This window comes from Azohydromonas caseinilytica, from assembly GCF_012927045.1.
Classification (GTDB): Bacteria; Pseudomonadota; Gammaproteobacteria; order Burkholderiales; family Burkholderiaceae_C; genus Azohydromonas; species Azohydromonas caseinilytica.
In genome coordinates this window covers 73,414-89,264 of sequence record NZ_JABBFW010000010.1, presented here as the reverse complement: position 1 = coordinate 89,264, position 15,851 = coordinate 73,414, and the positions used below count along the sequence as shown (strand labels likewise).

Here is a 15,851-nt window from a genome sequence, read left to right as displayed (position 1 = left end):
GCCGCTCGGGAGCCGTGGCCTGGAAGGGAGGTCGGCATGTGGATGGCTGTGGCGCTGGTGGCGATCGTCGTCGCCGTGGTGTGGTTCCACGCCGCCAGCCCGTGGTGGATCACGCCGCTGGCGTCCAACTGGTCGCACATGGACCACACGCTGGCGATCACGCTGCTGGTCACGGGCGTGTTCTTCGTCGGGCTGCACTTGTTGCTGGCCTGGATGCTGGTGCGCTACCGGCACCGGCCGGGCCGGCGCGCGCACTACCAGCCTGAAAACCACCGCCTGGAGCGCTGGCTGATCGGCGGCACGGCGCTGGGCATCGTGGCCTTGCTGGCGCCGGGGCTGTACGTCTATGCCGAGTACGTGCGTCCGCCGCGGGACGCGCTGGTGGTCGAGGTGCTGGGCCAGCAGTGGCAATGGCGCTACCGCTTCCCGGGCCAGGGCGGCGAGCTGGGCCGCAGCGACGCCCGGCTCGTGGACGGGCGCAATCCCTTCGGCCTCGACGAGCGCGACGCCGCCGCGCTGGACGACGTGCTGGTGGAGGGCAACGAGCTGCACCTGCCGCTGAACCGGCCGGTCAAGCTGCTGATGCGCTCCATCGACGCGCTGCACGACTTCTACGTGCCGCCGCTGCGCGCGCGCATGAACATGGTGCCGGGCATGGTGACGAGCTTCTGGTTCACGCCCACGCAGCCCGGCCGCTTCGAGGTGCTGTGCGCGCAGCTGTGCGGGCTGGGCCACGCCGCCATGCGCGGCTACCTGGTGGTGGAGGACGAGGCCGCGTTCCAGGCTTGGCTCAAGGGCAAGCCCAGCTTCGCCGCGGCGCGCGCGCCGGCCACGCCCGGCCCGGGCGGCGCGGACACGCCGGTGCAGCGCGGGCAGCAGCTGGCGCTGTCCATGGGCTGCGCCGCCTGTCACAGCGTGGACGGCAGCCCCGGCGCCGGACCGAGCTGGAAGGGCCTGTACGGCCGCAGCGAAACCCTCAGCGACGGCAGCCATGTGATTGCCGACGCGGCCTACCTGGAGCGCTCGATGCGCGATCCGCAGGCCCAGGTGGTGCAGGGCTACGCGCCGATCATGCCCAAGACGCCGCTGAGCGACGAGCAGGTGGCGCAGCTGCTGGCCTACATCCAGAGCATCGGCGCGCAGCCGCGCTGACAACGCCGACGAGGAACGCCCCAAGGGAAGGACCGTTTCCATGGACCACGCCGCACATGCCGAGCACGGCTACGCGCAGAGCTTCTGGACGCGCTACGTCTGGAGCCAGGACCACAAGGTCATCGCCATCCAGTACGGCGGCACCGCCATCGTGGTGGGGCTGGTGGGGCTGGTGCTCTCCAACCTGATGCGGCTGCAACTGGCCTTTCCGGGCAGCGCACTGGGCACGGACGCAGCGCACTACCAGCAGTTCATCACCATGCACGGGATGATCATGGTGATCTACCTGCTCACGGCGCTGTTCCTGGGCGGCTTCGGCAACTACCTGATCCCGTTGATGGTCGGGGCGCGCGACATGGTGTTCCCCTTCCTCAACATGCTGAGCTTCTGGGTCTACCTGCTGTCGGTGCTGGTGCTGCTGGCGAGCTTCTTCGTCACGGGCGGCCCCACCGGCGCCGGCTGGACGCTGTACCCGCCGCAGGCCATCCTGCAGGGCACGCCGGGGCAGGAGGGCGGCATCGTGCTGATGCTGGTGTCGCTGCTGATCTTCATCGTGGCCGCCACCATGGGCGGCCTCAACTACGTCACCACGGTGCTGCAGGCGCGCACGCGCGGCATGACGCTGCTGCGCATGCCGCTGACGGTGTGGGGCATCTTCGTGGCCACCATCCTGGCGCTGCTGGCCTTCCCGGCGCTGTTCGTCAGCGGCGTGATGATGCTGCTGGACAAGACGCTGCACACCAGCTTCTTCATGCCCGCGCTGGTGTCCATGGGCCAGCCCACCGGCTACCGCGGCGGCAGCCCGCTGCTGTTCCAGCACCTGTTCTGGTTCTTCGGCCACCCGGAGGTCTACATCGTCGCGCTGCCGGCTTTCGGCATCGTCTCCGACCTCATCAGCGTGCACGCGCGCAAGAGCATCTTCGGCTACCGCACCATGGTGTGGGCCATCCTGGCCATCGGGCTGCTGAGCTTCGTGGTGTGGGCGCACCACATGTTCATCAGCGGCATGAACCCGTACTTCGGCTTCTTCTTCGCCATCAGCACGCTCATCATCGCCGTGCCCACCGCCATCAAGGTCTACAACTGGCTGCTCACGCTGTGGCGCGGCGACATCCACTTCACGGTGCCGATGCTGTTCGCGCTGGCCTTCATCAGCACCTTCCTCATCGGCGGGCTCACCGGGCTGTTCCTGGGCAACGTCACGGTCGACATCCCGCTGTCCAACACCTACTTCGTGGTGGCGCACTTCCACATGGTGATGGGCGTGGCGCCGCTGCTGGTGGTGTTCGGGGGCATCTACCACTGGTATCCCAAGATCACCGGCCGCCTGCTCGACGACCGGCTGGGACGGCTGCACTTCTGGATCACGTTCCTGGGCACCTACGCCATCTTCTTCCCCATGCATTACCTGGGCGTGCTGGGCATGCCGCGGCGCTACAACAGCTTCGAGGGCTATGCCTTCATCCCGCCGTCGGCGCACCTGCTCAACGAGTTCATCACGGTGGCGGCGCTGGTGGTGGCGCTGGGGCAGCTGCTGTTCCTCTACAACCTGGCCTGGAGCCTGAGCCACGGCCGCGTGGCCGGCTCCAATCCCTGGCGTGCCGCCTCGCTGGAATGGCAGACGCCGCAGACGCCCCCCGTGCACGGCAACTGGGGCGAGGCGCTGCCGGTGGTGCACCGCTGGGCCTATGCCTACAGCGTCCCGGGCGCCAAGGAGGATTTCATCGCCCAGGACGCCCCGGCCGAGCTGGGCGGCGACCATGAGCCCGAATACACCGGGCCGCAGCCGCAGGCCACGCCCGGGACGCCCGGACCCGCGGGCACGGCCGGCTCCTCGGAGGCGACGGCATGAGTGCGGCGTTGTCGTGGTCCGTCCCGCCCGCCGCGCCGGCGCGCGCGGCGGCCGTGGGCGTGGCGCTGTGGGCCTTCATCGCGGTGGCCGGCACGCTGTTCGCACTGTGCATCCTGGCCTACGTGATGCGCATGGGCAGCGACGACTGGGCCGACCTGGCGTTGCCGTGGCAACTGGGGCTGAGCACGGGGTTGCTGCTGGCGGGCAGCATCGCGCTGCAGGCCGCCGCCGGGGCGGCCCGCGCCGGCGCCTTTCTTCCGGCGCGGCGTGAGCTGCTCATCGGTGGCGCCTGCGCGCTGGCCTTCGTCGTGGTCCAGGCCTGGGCCTGGCAGGCGCTGCTGGCGCTGCAGGTCAGGCCCGCGGGCAACCCGGCCGCGAGCTTCTTCTACCTGCTCACGGCGCTGCACGCGCTGCATGTGCTGGGCGGCCTGGTGGGCTGGACGCTGACGCTGCACGGGCTGGCGCGGCAGCCCTGGCGCGCGGCGCTGTGCGCGCGCTACTGGCACTTCCTGCTGCTGGCCTGGCTGGTGCTGCTGGCCACCTTCGCCGGCCTCACGCCGCCGGTGGTGCGCTTCATCTGCGGTTTCTGAATCGAGGAGCCCTCGTCATGCAAGCTGACCTGCATCCACCGCCGACCCGGGCCGTGGCCAGCGGCTGGCGCGGATTCATGAACGATTGGGCGTCCGACCGCGAAGCCTTCCCCGTGCCCTGGGGCAAGGCGATGATGTGGATCTTCCTGCTCAGCGACACCTTCGTCTTCGGCTGCTTCCTTACCAGCTACATGACGGTGCGCGTCTCGACCACCGTGCCGTGGCCGAACCCGAGCGAGGTGTTCTCGCTGAACATCGGCGGGGTGGACGTGCCGCTGATCCTCATCGCGATCATGACCTTCGTGCTCATCAGCAGCAGCGGCACCATGGCCATGGCGGTGAGCATGGCGATGCGGCGCGAGCGCCAGCGCGCGGCCGTGCTGATGATCGCCACGGCGGCGCTGGGCGCGACCTTCGTGGGCATGCAGGCCTTCGAGTGGAGCAAGCTGATCCACGAGGGCGTGCGGCCCTGGGGCAACCCGATGGGCGCCGAGCAGTTCGGCTCCAGCTTCTTCATGATCACCGGTTTCCACGGCCTGCACGTGTCGGCCGGGGTGGTGTATTTGCTGGTGGTGGCCTGGCGCGTGCAGCGCGGGCACTACGAGCGCAACGGCGGCAACTATCAGATCGTCGAGATTGCCGGCCTGTACTGGCACTTCGTCGATCTGGTGTGGGTGTTCATCTTCGCCTTCTTCTACCTGTGGTGAGGCCGCGCATGGATGCTGGCAAGACTCAAGAGCATGGGCAGGGCCATCCCGTCGGCCTGTACCTCAAGGTGTGGGCGCTGCTGTTCGTGCTCAGCACGCTGTCGTACCTGGTGGACTATTTCCACGTCCAGGGCCCGCTGCGCTGGAGCCTGATCGTCATCTTCATGCTGCTCAAGGCCGGGCTGATCGTGGCGGTGTTCATGCACATGGCCTGGGAGCGGCTGGCGCTGGTGTGCGCGATCCTGCTGCCCCCGCTGGCGCTGCTGGTGCTGGTGGCCCTGATGGCCATCGAGGCCGGGCACACGCTGGCGATCCGGCAGCTGTTCTTCCGTTGAGGAGGCTGCGCCTTACTTCTTCGTCCGCCGCCCGGAGCGCGCCGTGGTTCCCTGCGCGTCCGTCCCCATCCCGCGCCCCAGCGCCGCCCCGAAGTGCTCGATGGCGCGCTGCAGGTTGCCCTGCGAGGTCGGGCTGACCAGCCACACGTCCAGGGCGAGTGAGAAATCGCGCAGCGTCATCACGTCCAGGGCTTCGGCATGGCGGCTGGCCTGCAGCGCGGGGCGGGACACGAAGCCCAGGCCCAGGCCGGCGGCCACCAGGCCGAGCTGCAGCTCGCTGCCATGGGTTTCCAGGCTCAGCTGGAAGGGCAGGCCCTGCTCGGACAGCGCGCGCTGCAGCGCGGCGCGAAAGCCACAGCCGTCCGGATTGAGAATCCAGCCCGCGTCGAACACGTCCTTGAGCCGCACGCTGGTCCTGGCGAAGCGGCCCTTGGCCGCCACGACCAGCACCTCGGTGGAGGCCAGCCGTTGCGCGCTCAGCGTGTCGGGCCACAGCTTCGAGGGCGGCATGAACACCGCCGCGGCATCGAGCCGGCCCTGCTGGACGGCCTCCACCAGCCGCGCGCTCCAGTCGGTCGCCACCTGCAGCTGCACCTCGGGAAAGCGGGTCCTCATGTCCTGCAGCAGCTCCACCAGGCTGGAGGCGCCCATGGAGTGCGTCAGCCCCAGGCGCAGCCGGCCAGTGGGCATGGCGTCGGTGGTGACCAGGTCGCGCAGCGCGTCGATCTCGCGCAGCGCGGCGCGGGTTTGCGCATGCACGCGCAGGCCCAGCGTCGAAGGCTTGGGGGGCTTGATGCTGCGGTCCAGCAGCTGCACGCCCAGCGACTCTTCCAGGTTCTGGATGCGGCGCGTGGTGGCGGGCTGGGTCAGGCCGAGTTCGCGCGCGGCCAGGCTGATCGAGCCGTGGCGCACCACGGCGTCGAAGGCGCGCAGGTCTTCCGTCTTCATCGAGGCGTTCTGGGAGCGGGACTGGGGCGGAACTGTATCGCCTGCCTCCGGCGTCCCGATCCCGACCCCGCGCCAGGCGGAAGGCCCGCGCGCGGCGTCGTTCACGCCGCGGCCAGCACCTTGAAGCCGTGCGTACCGTCGCGGCCGAGCTGCGCCACCAACCCGAACTCCCAGTCCAGGTAGGCCTGCATCGCCTCGCGCGGGGCGTCGGTGCCCTCGTAGGGCCGGCGGTAGCGGTCGATGCGCGGGCTCGCCAGCCGCTGCCCGCCGGTCTCCAGCGGCCGGCCCTCGGTAGCCCAGGCGGCATTGCCGCCCTCCAGCACCGCCACGGGCAGATCGGTGACACGGGCCAGGTCAGCCGCGGCGAAGCGCGCCAGCGCGCTGCTGCCGCAGGTCAGCACGATGCGCTCCGGCGCCGGCAGTTGCGCCAGCACCTGGGGCAGTTGCGCGCGCAGCACCCACCACGCGCCCGGGATATGGCCCTTGACGTGATTGGCGCTGGTGGTGACGTTGAGCAGCAGCGTGCCGCCGTGGGCGAGCTGGTCGGCCAGCTTGGCCGGCGTCACCGCGTCCACCGCCGGGAAGGGCGCGTGCGGCGGCTGCCAGGCGTCGGTCTCGGTGAAATGCGCCGGCTCGGCATCGATGAGCCAGGCCACCTCCCAGCCCATCTGTGCCAGCCAGTGCGCCGTCATCGCGGCGCGCACGCCGTCGGTTTCGGCGCCGCCGTCCACCAGCACGATGCGCGCGCCGCGCACGGCGGCGAACACGTCGGTCTCCTGCACCAGCTGCCCGCCCGGCGCGCTGCCGAAGCCGGGCAGGTGGCCGGCGGCGTACTCCTGCGGCGTGCGCACGTCCCAACGGTACAGCGTGCGGCTGGCGTCGCGTTCCCAGGTCGCCAGGCCGGCCCGGGTCAGGCGCAGCGCCCCGGCGCGGTCGGCCAGCGCCTGCGCGGCGGTCTGGGCGGCGCGGCGGTGTGTTTCGCTGGCCGGGCCGAAGCTGCGCTGCGCGCCGTGGTCCAGCTCGAAGCCCGCCAAGGTCCAGCCGATGGTGCCGTTGCGCAGCGCCGCCACGGGGTTGGGGATGCCGGCGTTGACCAGGCTCTGCGTGCCGATGAGGCTGCGCGTGCGCCCGGCGCAATTCACGATGACGCGCGTCTTCGGATCGGGGGCCAGGTCGCGCACGCGCAGCGCCAGCTCTGCGCCGGGCACGCTGATGCCGCCGGGGATGCTCATGGTCTGGTACTCGTCAAAGCGGCGCGCGTCCAGCACCACCACGTCGGCCTTGGCGTCCAGCAGCGCCTTGACCTCCTGGGCCGGCAGCGAGGGCGTGCCGCGCTCGTGCTCGACCAGTTCGCCGAAGGCTTTACTCGGCACGTTCACGTCGCGGAACAGCTCGCCGCCAGCGTCGCGCCAGCCCTGCAGGCCGCCGTCGAGCAGGTGCACCCCGGTGTAGCCCAGCGCCTGCAGCCGCCGCGCCGCGGGCTCGGCCAGGCCCTCGCCGTCTTCGTAGACGGCGATGGTCACGTCGTGGCGCGGCAGCCGCCACGGCGCCTCCAGCTCGATGCGGCCGGCCGAGAGCAGCACCGCGAACAGCGGGTGCTCCTGCGCGAAAGGGTCCTCTTCGCGCACGTCGATGAGCGCGATCTCGCGCCTGAACAGCAGCGCGGTGCGCACGTCCGATGCGCTCAGGCGCGGCAGGTCGGGGGACACGGACATCAGGTGGTCTCCTTGGAGCGGTCCCAGAGGTTGGGGACCCAGGTATTGGAATAGCCGGACACGAAGGGTTTTCTGGTGCCGTCCGGGGCATAGACCCAGCGGTGCACGGCACCGATGTTGGCACCGTAGACGTGGATCGAAATGGAGCTGCGATCGTCGAAGGCGTTGCTCACCTGGTGGATGTCGCCCAGCGTGGGCGACACGGCTTCGACGTCGCCCGGGCGCAGGCGCTGTGCCGGCCCCGTGGGCACCAGGCACCCTGCCGCGTCATAGGCGAAGTTCTGCGCGACTTCCTCGCCGCGCAGCATGCCGATGAGGCCCCACACGGTGTGGTCGTGCACCGGCGTGCGCTGGCCCGGGCCCCACACGAAGCTCACCACCGAGAAGCGCTCCAGCGGGTCGGCGTGCAGCAGGTACTGGCGGTAATGCTGGGGATGGGGCTGGGCCAGCTCGTCGGGCAGCCAGTCGTCGCGCGCCACCAGGCGGGCCAGGTGGGCCCGCACGGCGGCCAGGCGTTGGGCTTCGGCGGCGTCGCGCTCCACTTCGCGCGTGACCGCGACAACGAAGTCGCGCAGGGGCGAGGTGCTCATGGCAGGTTTCCTGAAGGTTCGATTCGGGAACGGGGCGCTCAGGCCTGCGCCGCCGGCCGCAGCGCGGCGCGGCCCGCGGCGACCAGGGCGCTGTCCTCCTGGGGGGTGTGGACGCGGCCGCACAGCACGTCGCGGTGGTAGCGCTGCAGCGGGTTGGCGCGGTCCAGGCCGTGGTTGCCGGACTGGCGCAGCGCCAGCTCGACCACGGCGATGGCATTGCGCGTGACGGCGACCTTGAGCAGCCCGCTGTCCGCGGCCGACCAGGGCCGGCCGGCGTCCGCCGCGGCGGTGGCGGCGTCGAGCTGGGCCTGGCTGGCGACCAGCAGCAGCTCGATCTCGCCCATCGCCTCCTGCGCGCGCGGCAGGCTCGCCAGCGGCGCCCCCAGGCTGGAGGGCACGCGCCGGCGCAGGAAGTCCAGCAGCCAGTCGCGCGCATTGCGCGCCACGGCGTCGTAGAGCGTGGCCAGCAGCACGCTCATCCAGGCCTGCTGCTCCGGGTCGGGCCGCGTGAGCCAGTCCTCGGGCGCGCAGAGGTCCACGGCATGGTCCAGCGGGATGGGCACGTCGTCGAGCAGCACCTCGTCGCTGGCCGTGGCGCGCATGCCCAGGTGGTTCCAGCTGCGTTTCACCTGCAGGCCCGGCGCGTCGGCCGGCACCAGGAACTGGCCGGCACGCGGCGTGGGCTCGTCGGTGCGGCCCCACACCACCAGCCAGCGCAGGCCGTCGATGCCGGTGGTGTAGAGCTTGTGGCCGGAGAGGCGCCAGCCGTCGGCGGTGCGCCGCGCCACGGTGCCGGGCAGGCCGCCGCGCGCGGGCGAGCCCAGCTCGGGCTCCACGCGCAGCTGGTTGCCCAGCGCACCTTCGCGCACGGCACTGCGCAGCACGCGCTCGCGCAGCGCCGCGGGCCAGCGGCAATCGGGCTGGCCCAGCAGCCGCGTGAGCAGCAGCTGCATCACCAGCACCAGCGCCGTGGCCGGCTCGCCGCGCGCCACGGCCGCGATCAACTCGCGCGCCTCGGCGAGACGGCCGCCGGCGCCGCCGAACTCGCGCGGCACCACCAGCCCCAGCAGGCCGTGGCGGCGCAGCAGCTCGAAGTTGGCATGCGGGAAGTGGCCGCCGGCATCGAACTCGGCCGCCGTGGCGGCCAGGCTGCGCGTGATGTGCGCCAGCAGCTGGGCATCGGGCCGGCCCGGGCGGCCCACTGGCATAGCCGCGCCGCCGGGCGAGGTGGGGGCGGCGGATGCGGCAGTGGCGCGCGCCGGCGCCGGGGTGTCGAGGCTCATGCGAAATCCCTGCGAGGTCTGATGCGGCAGCCAGCGTAGGAGCGGCCGGCGGGCCGGGTCAAACATGCATTTCAAGCATGAATATGGGAATTGATTATTTGCCCGTGCCGGCCACGGCGCTCTACGGTGCGCAACCGTTCCACCACCTCCACATCCCAGGAAGGAGCTTCCAGATGAGCGTCGAGATCATCGGCATGATCACCACCCAGCTGCAGTCCGAGACGCTGCGCCCGCAGGGGTCGGTGATCGACCGCGACCACGTGCGCCGCTTCGCCCAGGCCCACGAGGCCGCGGGCTTCGACCGCATCCTGGTGCCGCAGCATTCCACCGGCCCGGACGCCAGCCAGGTCATCGCCTACGCCTCCACCGTCACCGAGCGCGTCAACTTCCTGCTGGCGCACCGCCCGGGTTTCATTGCGCCGGCCTTTGCGGCGCGGCAGCTGGCCACGCTGGAAAACTTCACCGGCGGGCGGCTGGCGGTGCACATCATCTCCGGCGGCTCGGACGAGGAGCAGCGCCGCGACGGCGACTTCCTGGACCACGACCAGCGTTACGCGCGCACCGACGAGTACCTGGAGGTGCTGCGCCGCACCTGGACGTCCGAGGCGCCCTTCGACCACGAGGGCGCGCACTACCGCTACGAGAAGGCCTTTTCCGAAGTCAAGCCGCTGCAGAAGCCGCACCTCCCCATCTACTTCGGCGGCGCCAGCGAGGCGGCGCTGCGCGTGGCCGGCAAGCATGCCGACGCCTACGCGCTGTGGGGCGAGTCGCTGGAGCAGACGCGCGAGCTGACGCAGCGCGTGCGCGCTGAGGCCGCCCAGCACGGACGCGGCGTGCGCTTCTCGGTGTCGTTCCGGCCGATCCTGGCCGAGACCGAGGCGAAGGCCTGGGCGAAGGCCGAGCACATCCTGGCCGAGACGCGGCGCCTGCGCGTGGAGGCCGGCTGGTCGCGTGGCGGCCCGCAGCAGAGCGAGGGCGCGCGCCGGCTGCTGGCCGCGGCCGAGCGCGGCGACGTGGTGGACGAGCGGCTGTGGACCGCGATCGCGCGCGAGACCGGCGCGCGCTCCAACAGCACCGCGCTGGTGGGCACGCCGGAGCAGGTGGCGCAGGCGCTGCTGAAGTACGTGGACCTGGGCGTGGGCACGCTGCTGATCCGCGGCTTCGACCCGCTCGACGACGCCGTGGACTACGGCCGCGAGCTGATCCCGCGCGTGCGCGCGCTGGTGGCGCAGCGGGAGGCGCGGCAGGGGGCCCAGGAGGCGGTGGCAGCCTGACCGGACGCCCGCACCCGTCCGGATTCCGTCCGACCGTCCGGATTCCGGACGCCCGATGCGCCGTCCGCCGGACGGCGCCGGAGGCTGCCGGCCTCCGTGCAAACCCGAAACGACTTCAATCAAATCAACGACTTGCATCGTCCTGAGGCCGGGCTGGCCCGCCGTGGCACAGCCCTCGCGACTGAAAGACCCGAGCGCGGCAAAGCGTTCAGGCGGAGGCAGCGGCGCTGTCCTCCGAATCAGCCAACTCAGGAGACCCTCAGATGCAAACGCAGTCCCAGGTCCAGGTGATGGGGATCGATGCCGGCGGCACGATGACCGACACCTTCTTCGTGAGAGCCGACGGCCGCTTCGTGGTCGGCAAGGCGCAGAGCAACCCGCAGGACGAGTCCCTCGCGATCCTGAACTCCTCGCGCGACGCGCTGGCGCACTGGCAGCGCGACGTGGACGAGGTCTATCCCGAGCTGCTGACCTGCGTGTACTCGGGCACGGCCATGCTCAACCGCGTGGTGCAGCGCAAGGGCCTGGAGGTGGGCCTCATCGTCAACCGCGGCTTCGAACATGTGCACTCCATGGGCCGCGCGGTGCAGAGCTACCTCGGCTACGCGCTGGAGGAGCGCATCCACCTCAACACCCACCGCTACGACGAGCCGCTGGTGCCGCTGTCGCGCACGCGCGGCGTGACCGAGCGCACCGACGTGCAGGGCGAGATTGTGATTCCGCTGCGCGAGGACGAGGTGCGCCAGGCCACGCGCGAGCTGGTCGCGCAGGGCGCCAAGGCCATCGTCATCTGCCTGCTGCAGTCGCACAAGAACGGCAAGAGCGAGCAGCGCGCCCGCGACGTCTGCCGCGAGGAATTGAGCCGGCTGGGCAAGGACATCCCGGTGTTCGCCTCGGTGGACTACTACCCGCAGCGCAAGGAAAGCCACCGCATGAACACCACGGTGCTGGAGGCCTACGCCGCGGAGCCCTCGCGCCAGACGCTGAAGAAGGTCAGCGACCGCTTCCGCGAGCATGGCGCCAAGTTCGACCTGCGCGTGATGGCCACGCATGGCGGGACCATCAGCTGGAAGGCCAAGGAGCTGGCGCGCACCATCGTGTCCGGGCCCATCGGCGGCGTGATCGGCTCCAAGCTGCTGGGCGAGGTGCTGGGTTACGAGAACGTCGCCTGCTCGGACATCGGCGGCACCTCCTTCGACATGGCGCTGATCACCAAGGGCAACTTCGCCATCGCCGCCGACCCCGACATGGCGCGCCTGGTGCTGTCGCTGCCGCTGGTGACCATGGACTCGGTGGGCGCCGGCGCCGGCAGCTTCGTGCGGCTGGACCCGTACAGCGGCGCCATCAAGCTCGGCCCCGACAGCGCCGGCTACCGCGTGGGCACCTGCTGGCCGGAAAGCGGCCTGGACACGGTGACGGTCTCCGACTGCCACGTGGTGCTGGGCTACCTCAACCCCGAGAACTTCCTGGGCGGCGCCATCAAGCTCGACGTGCAGCGCGCGCGCGACCACATCAAGGCGCAGATCGCCGACCCGCTGGGCCTGTCGGTGGAGGACGCCGCGGCCGGCGTGATCGAGCTGCTGGACCTGCAGCTGCGCGAGTACCTGCGCTCCAACGTCAGCGCCAAGGGCTACAACCCGACCGAGTTCGTGTGCTTCTCCTACGGCGGCGCGGGACCGGTGCACACCTACGGCTACACCGAAGGGCTGGGCTTCAAGGACGTGATCGTGCCGGCCTGGGCCGCGGGCTTCTCGGCCTTTGGTTGCGCCTGCGCCGATTTCGAGTACCGCTACGACCGCAGCGTGGACCTGGCGCTGCCGCAGTCGGCGTCGGATGAGGACAAGGCCGGCGCCGCCGCCACCATCCAGACGGCCTGGTCGGAGCTGGCGGCCAAGGTGATCGAGGAGTTCCGCATCAACGGCTTCAAGGCCGAGGACGTGATCCTGCGCCCGGGCTACCGCATGCAGTACATGGGGCAGCTCAACGACCTGGAGATCGACTCGCCCATCACGGCCGCAGCCACCGCCGAGGACTGGGACCGCATCGCCGAGGCCTTCGAGACCACCTACGGCCGCGTCTACGCCAGCGCCGCGCGCTCGCCGGAGCTGGGTTTCTCGGTCACGGGCGCGATCATGCGCGGCATGGTCGTCACGCAAAAACCCGTGCTGCCCGAGGACCCGGAGGGCGGCGCGAAACCGCCGAAGGAAGCGCACCTGGGCACGCGGCCGCTGTACCGCCACAAGACCTGGCACGAGGCCGTGATCTGGAAGATGGAAGCGCTCAAGCCGGGCAACACCATCGTGGGGCCGGCCATCATCGAATCCGACGCCACCACCTTCGTCGTGCCCAAGGGCTTCAGCACCACGCTGGACAAGCACCGCCTCTTCCACCTCAAGGAAGTCCAGTAATCAAGCCGGAAGGAGACGAGCCATGAACATGATGACTGCCAAGGAAGTGGGTTTTGCGGACCTGCTCAAGAACGGCCAGACGCTGAAGGAATTCCGCGACGGCATCCTGGAGCGCACCGCCAGCACCGGCCATTACAACGGCCTGCAGCGGCTGGAGCTGCGCGAGAAGGACCCGATCCGCTACGAGAAGCTGTTCTCCAAGCTGCGCGGCGGCCTGGTGCATGCGCGCGAGACGGCCAAGAAGATCGCGGCCAGCCCGATCGTGGAGCAGGAAGGCGAGCTGTGCTTCACGCTCTACAACGCCGCGGGCGACTGCGTGCTGACCTCGACGGGGATCATCATCCACGTCGGCACGATGGGCGCGGCGATCAAGTACATGATCGAGAACGGCTGGGAGCAGAACCCGGGCATCCAGCCCGGCGACATGTTCACCAACAACGACTGCGCCATCGGCAACGTGCACCCCTGCGACATCGCCACCATCGTGCCGATCTTCGCGGAAGGCAAGCTCATCGGCTGGGTCGGCGGCGTCACGCACGTGATCGATACCGGCGCGGTGACGCCGGGTTCGATGTCCACCGGCCAGACGCAGCGCTTCGGCGATGGTTACATGATCACCTGCCGCAAGACCGGCGTGAACGACACGCCGCTGCGCGACTGGCTGCATGAGAGCCAGCGCTCGGTGCGCACGCCGAAATACTGGATATTGGACGAGCGCACCCGCATCGCCGGCTGCCACATGATCCGCGACCTGATCGAGGAGGTCGTGGCCGAGGAGGGCCTGGAGGCCTACGAGAAGTTCGCCTACGAGGTGATCGAGGAAGGCCGGCGCGGGCTGCAGACGCGCCTCAAGGCCATGACGCTGCCGGGCACCTACCGCAAGGTCGCCTTCGTGGACGTGCCCTATGCGCACGAGGACGTGCAGACCTCCAACGCCTTCGCCAAGCTCGATTCGATCATGCACTCGCCGTGCGAGATGACGATCCGATCCGACGGCAGCTGGCGGCTGGACTTCGAGGGTGCCAACCGCTGGGGCTGGCACACCTTCAACGCGCACCAGGTCGCGTTCACCAGCGGCATCTGGGTGATGATGTGCCAGACGCTGGTGCCCACGCAGCGCATCAACGACGGCGCCTACTACGGCACCGAGTTCCACTTGCCCAAGGGCGCCTGGTGCAACCCCGATGACCGCCGCACCGGCCATGCCTACGCCTGGCACTTCCTGGTCTCGGGCTGGAGCGCCTTGTGGCGCGGCTTGTCACAGGCCTACTTCAGCCGCGGCTACCTGGAGGAGGTCAACGCCGGCAACGCCAACACCTCCAACTGGCTGCAGGGCGGGGGCATCAACCAGGACGGCGACATCCACGCCGTCAACAGCTTCGAGGCCAGCTCCTGCGGCACCGGCGCCTGCGCCGTCAAGGACGGCCTGAACCATGCCGCCGCGATCTGGAACCCCGAAGGCGACATGGGCGACATCGAGATCTGGGAGATGGCCGAGCCGCTGCTCTACCTGGGCCGCAACGTCAAGGCCAACTCCGGCGGCTATGGCAAGTACCGCGGCGGCTGCGGCTTCGAGACGCTGCGCATGGTCTGGAAGGCGCAGGACTGGACCATGTTCTTCATGGGCAATGGCTACATGAACAGCGACTGGGGCCTGATGGGCGGCTACCCGGCCGCCACCGGCTACCGCTTCGAGGCGCACAAGACGGGCCTGAAGGAGCGCATCGCGCTGGGCGACAGCCTGCCGCTGGGCGGCGACACGCACCCGGACCTCCCCGACTACGAGAACCACCTCAATGCCGGCGCGGTGGTCAAGCGCGACCAGCAGTGCATGACCACCGAGGATTGCTACGACAACTACGACCTCTACCTCAACTACCTGCGCGGCGGCCCCGGCTTTGGCGACCCGCTGGACCGCGAGGTCGAGGCCATCGAGAAGGACCTCAACAACGCGCTGCTGCTGCCCGAGTACGCGCGCAAGGTCTACGGCGCGGTGGCGACCAAGGACGCCAACGGCGTGTGGACGGTGGACGCCAAGCAGACCGCGCTGCAGCGCCTGGAGATCCGGCGCCAGCGCCTGGAGCGCTCGGTGCCCACGCGCGAGTGGATGAAGGAGGAGCGCGAACGCATCCTGACCAAGAGCGCTTCGCCGCAGGTGCAGCACATGTTCGCCACCAGCTTCGGGCTGTCTCAGAAGTTCGAGCAGCAGTTCCGCGGCTTCTGGAACCTGCCCGCCGAGTGGACGCTGACCGAGGCGGAGCTGAGCGTGCCCAGCTACGGCGCCAAGTACCGCATGGACCTCTCGAAGATGCCCGACGTGCGCACCGTCGTGCTGGTCGAGGAATGAACCCGAACACGCAAGGAGACCACGATGTCCACCTACACCCGTGAGCAGATCAAGAACCTCGTCGACGGCAAGCTCGACTGGGACACCACGCTGCGCATGCTGTCCATGCCCAAGGACGGCGAGCGCTTCAAGCTGTACCTGGCCTCGCTGCAGGAGAAGCTGGGCTGGAGCGACCGCATCGTGCTCCCGCTGGGCCCGCACCTCCACATCGTGCAGCAGGCCCGGACCAGCAAGTGGGTCACGCAGTGCGACTGCGGCCACGTGTTCTGCGGCTGGAAGGAGAACTGGAAGCTGCACGCCAACGTGTACGTGCGCGACAACGAGGAAGCCATGGCCGAGGTCTATCCGAAGCTGATGGCGCCCGACACGCGCTGGCAGGTGTACCGCGAGTACTACTGCCCGCAGTGCGCCGCGCTGCACGACGTGGAGGCGCCCACGCCGTGGTACCCGGTGATCCACGACTTCGAGCCCGACATCGACGCCTTCTACAAGGAGTGGGTGAAGCTGCCGCTGCCCGAGCGCGTCGATTGATGCCCCTCATTGCTCGCCAGTGATGTATTCCGTTCGTCCTGAGGTATCGAAGGATGAACGGCCCCAGCCGGGGTGCAGCCATTGCAGCCTGACGGATTCGCACTTCGATACCTCAGTGC

Annotated in this window: 13 protein-coding genes; 9 read left to right on the top strand and 4 right to left on the bottom strand. The window is 69.9% G+C overall.

Annotated features, from left to right (window positions below; translation table 11 throughout):
* Window positions 1–36 precede the first annotated feature (36 nt).
* Genes HHL10_RS15755 through HHL10_RS15735 form a run of 5 tightly spaced genes read left to right on the top strand, consistent with a single transcriptional unit; the run spans window position 37 to window position 4,636 of the window.
* On the top strand, window positions 37–1,152 hold the full coding sequence (locus tag HHL10_RS15755; protein ID WP_169161341.1) for a cytochrome c oxidase subunit II: 1,116 nt from the start codon (window positions 37–39) through the stop codon (window positions 1,150–1,152).
* Window positions 1,153–1,192: 40 nt separating this feature from the next.
* Entirely contained in the window at window positions 1,193–3,004 is a 1,812-nt protein-coding gene (locus HHL10_RS15750) for a cytochrome c oxidase subunit I (protein WP_169161340.1), read from the top strand.
* On the top strand, window positions 3,001–3,594 hold the full coding sequence (locus HHL10_RS15745) for a cytochrome c oxidase subunit 3 family protein (RefSeq protein ID WP_169161339.1): 594 nt from the start codon (window positions 3,001–3,003) through the stop codon (window positions 3,592–3,594). The genes HHL10_RS15750 and HHL10_RS15745 overlap by 4 nt, the downstream gene beginning before the upstream one ends.
* 17 nt (window positions 3,595–3,611) lie before the next feature.
* Window positions 3,612–4,301, top strand: a complete 690-nt coding sequence (locus HHL10_RS15740; RefSeq protein WP_169161338.1) for a heme-copper oxidase subunit III family protein — start codon at window positions 3,612–3,614, stop codon at window positions 4,299–4,301.
* Window positions 4,302–4,309: 8 nt separating this feature from the next.
* Window positions 4,310–4,636 carry a cytochrome C oxidase subunit IV family protein gene (locus tag HHL10_RS15735; RefSeq protein WP_169161337.1) on the top strand — a complete coding sequence of 109 codons (327 nt, stop codon included), beginning with the start codon at window positions 4,310–4,312 and terminating at the stop codon, window positions 4,634–4,636.
* 12 nt (window positions 4,637–4,648) lie between these two features.
* Here HHL10_RS15735 and HHL10_RS15730 read toward each other — a convergent pair whose 3' ends face one another.
* From HHL10_RS15730 to HHL10_RS15715, 4 genes are all read right to left on the bottom strand, one after another.
* On the bottom strand, window positions 4,649–5,584 hold the full coding sequence (locus HHL10_RS15730; protein WP_169161336.1) for a LysR family transcriptional regulator: 936 nt from the start codon (window positions 5,582–5,584) through the stop codon (window positions 4,649–4,651).
* A gap of 101 nt (window positions 5,585–5,685) precedes the next feature.
* Window positions 5,686–7,299, bottom strand: a complete 1,614-nt coding sequence (locus tag HHL10_RS15725) for a rhodanese homology domain-containing protein (protein WP_169161335.1) — start codon at window positions 7,297–7,299, stop codon at window positions 5,686–5,688.
* Window positions 7,299–7,889, bottom strand: a complete 591-nt coding sequence (locus HHL10_RS15720; RefSeq protein WP_169161334.1) for a cysteine dioxygenase family protein — start codon at window positions 7,887–7,889, stop codon at window positions 7,299–7,301. The genes HHL10_RS15725 and HHL10_RS15720 overlap by 1 nt, the downstream gene beginning before the upstream one ends.
* Before the next feature lie 38 nt (window positions 7,890–7,927).
* Window positions 7,928–9,172 (bottom strand): acyl-CoA dehydrogenase family protein, encoded by a 1,245-nt coding sequence (locus tag HHL10_RS15715; RefSeq protein ID WP_375138957.1) that lies wholly within the window; start codon window positions 9,170–9,172, stop codon window positions 7,928–7,930.
* Between the two features lie 173 nt (window positions 9,173–9,345).
* Here HHL10_RS15715 and HHL10_RS15710 point away from each other — a divergent pair, with 173 nt between their 5' ends.
* The 4 genes from HHL10_RS15710 to HHL10_RS15695 all read left to right on the top strand — a co-directional run bounded on the left by HHL10_RS15710 (window position 9,346) and on the right by HHL10_RS15695 (window position 15,732).
* Window positions 9,346–10,446 carry an LLM class flavin-dependent oxidoreductase gene (locus HHL10_RS15710; RefSeq protein ID WP_169161424.1) on the top strand — a complete coding sequence of 367 codons (1,101 nt, stop codon included), beginning with the start codon at window positions 9,346–9,348 and terminating at the stop codon, window positions 10,444–10,446.
* A gap of 263 nt (window positions 10,447–10,709) precedes the next feature.
* On the top strand, window positions 10,710–12,854 hold the full coding sequence (locus tag HHL10_RS15705; protein WP_169161333.1) for a hydantoinase/oxoprolinase family protein: 2,145 nt from the start codon (window positions 10,710–10,712) through the stop codon (window positions 12,852–12,854).
* Between the two features lie 22 nt (window positions 12,855–12,876).
* On the top strand, window positions 12,877–15,201 hold the full coding sequence (locus HHL10_RS15700; RefSeq protein WP_169161332.1) for a hydantoinase B/oxoprolinase family protein: 2,325 nt from the start codon (window positions 12,877–12,879) through the stop codon (window positions 15,199–15,201).
* 24 nt (window positions 15,202–15,225) lie between these two features.
* Window positions 15,226–15,732 (top strand): acetone carboxylase subunit gamma, encoded by a 507-nt coding sequence (locus tag HHL10_RS15695; protein ID WP_169161331.1) that lies wholly within the window; start codon window positions 15,226–15,228, stop codon window positions 15,730–15,732.
* The last annotated feature ends 119 nt before the right edge of the window (window positions 15,733–15,851 follow it).

Bases quoted from the DNA above. Each gene is read 5' to 3' on its own strand.
- HHL10_RS15750 (WP_169161340.1), top strand. From the start codon at position 1,193: ATGGACCACGCCGCACATGCCGAGCACGGCTACGCGCAGAGCTTCTGG.
- HHL10_RS15700 (WP_169161332.1), top strand. From the start codon at position 12,877: ATGAACATGATGACTGCCAAGGAAGTGGGTTTTGCGGACCTGCTCAAG.
- HHL10_RS15715 (WP_375138957.1), bottom strand. From the start codon at position 9,172: ATGAGCCTCGACACCCCGGCGCCGGCGCGCGCCACTGCCGCATCCGCC.
- HHL10_RS15695 (WP_169161331.1), top strand. From the start codon at position 15,226: ATGTCCACCTACACCCGTGAGCAGATCAAGAACCTCGTCGACGGCAAG.
- HHL10_RS15745 (WP_169161339.1), top strand. From the start codon at position 3,001: ATGAGTGCGGCGTTGTCGTGGTCCGTCCCGCCCGCCGCGCCGGCGCGC.
- HHL10_RS15735 (WP_169161337.1), top strand. From the start codon at position 4,310: ATGGATGCTGGCAAGACTCAAGAGCATGGGCAGGGCCATCCCGTCGGC.
- HHL10_RS15725 (WP_169161335.1), bottom strand. From the start codon at position 7,299: ATGTCCGTGTCCCCCGACCTGCCGCGCCTGAGCGCATCGGACGTGCGC.
- HHL10_RS15740 (WP_169161338.1), top strand. From the start codon at position 3,612: ATGCAAGCTGACCTGCATCCACCGCCGACCCGGGCCGTGGCCAGCGGC.
- HHL10_RS15705 (WP_169161333.1), top strand. From the start codon at position 10,710: ATGCAAACGCAGTCCCAGGTCCAGGTGATGGGGATCGATGCCGGCGGC.
- HHL10_RS15730 (WP_169161336.1), bottom strand. From the start codon at position 5,584: ATGAAGACGGAAGACCTGCGCGCCTTCGACGCCGTGGTGCGCCACGGC.
- HHL10_RS15755 (WP_169161341.1), top strand. From the start codon at position 37: ATGTGGATGGCTGTGGCGCTGGTGGCGATCGTCGTCGCCGTGGTGTGG.
- HHL10_RS15710 (WP_169161424.1), top strand. From the start codon at position 9,346: ATGAGCGTCGAGATCATCGGCATGATCACCACCCAGCTGCAGTCCGAG.
- HHL10_RS15720 (WP_169161334.1), bottom strand. From the start codon at position 7,889: ATGAGCACCTCGCCCCTGCGCGACTTCGTTGTCGCGGTCACGCGCGAA.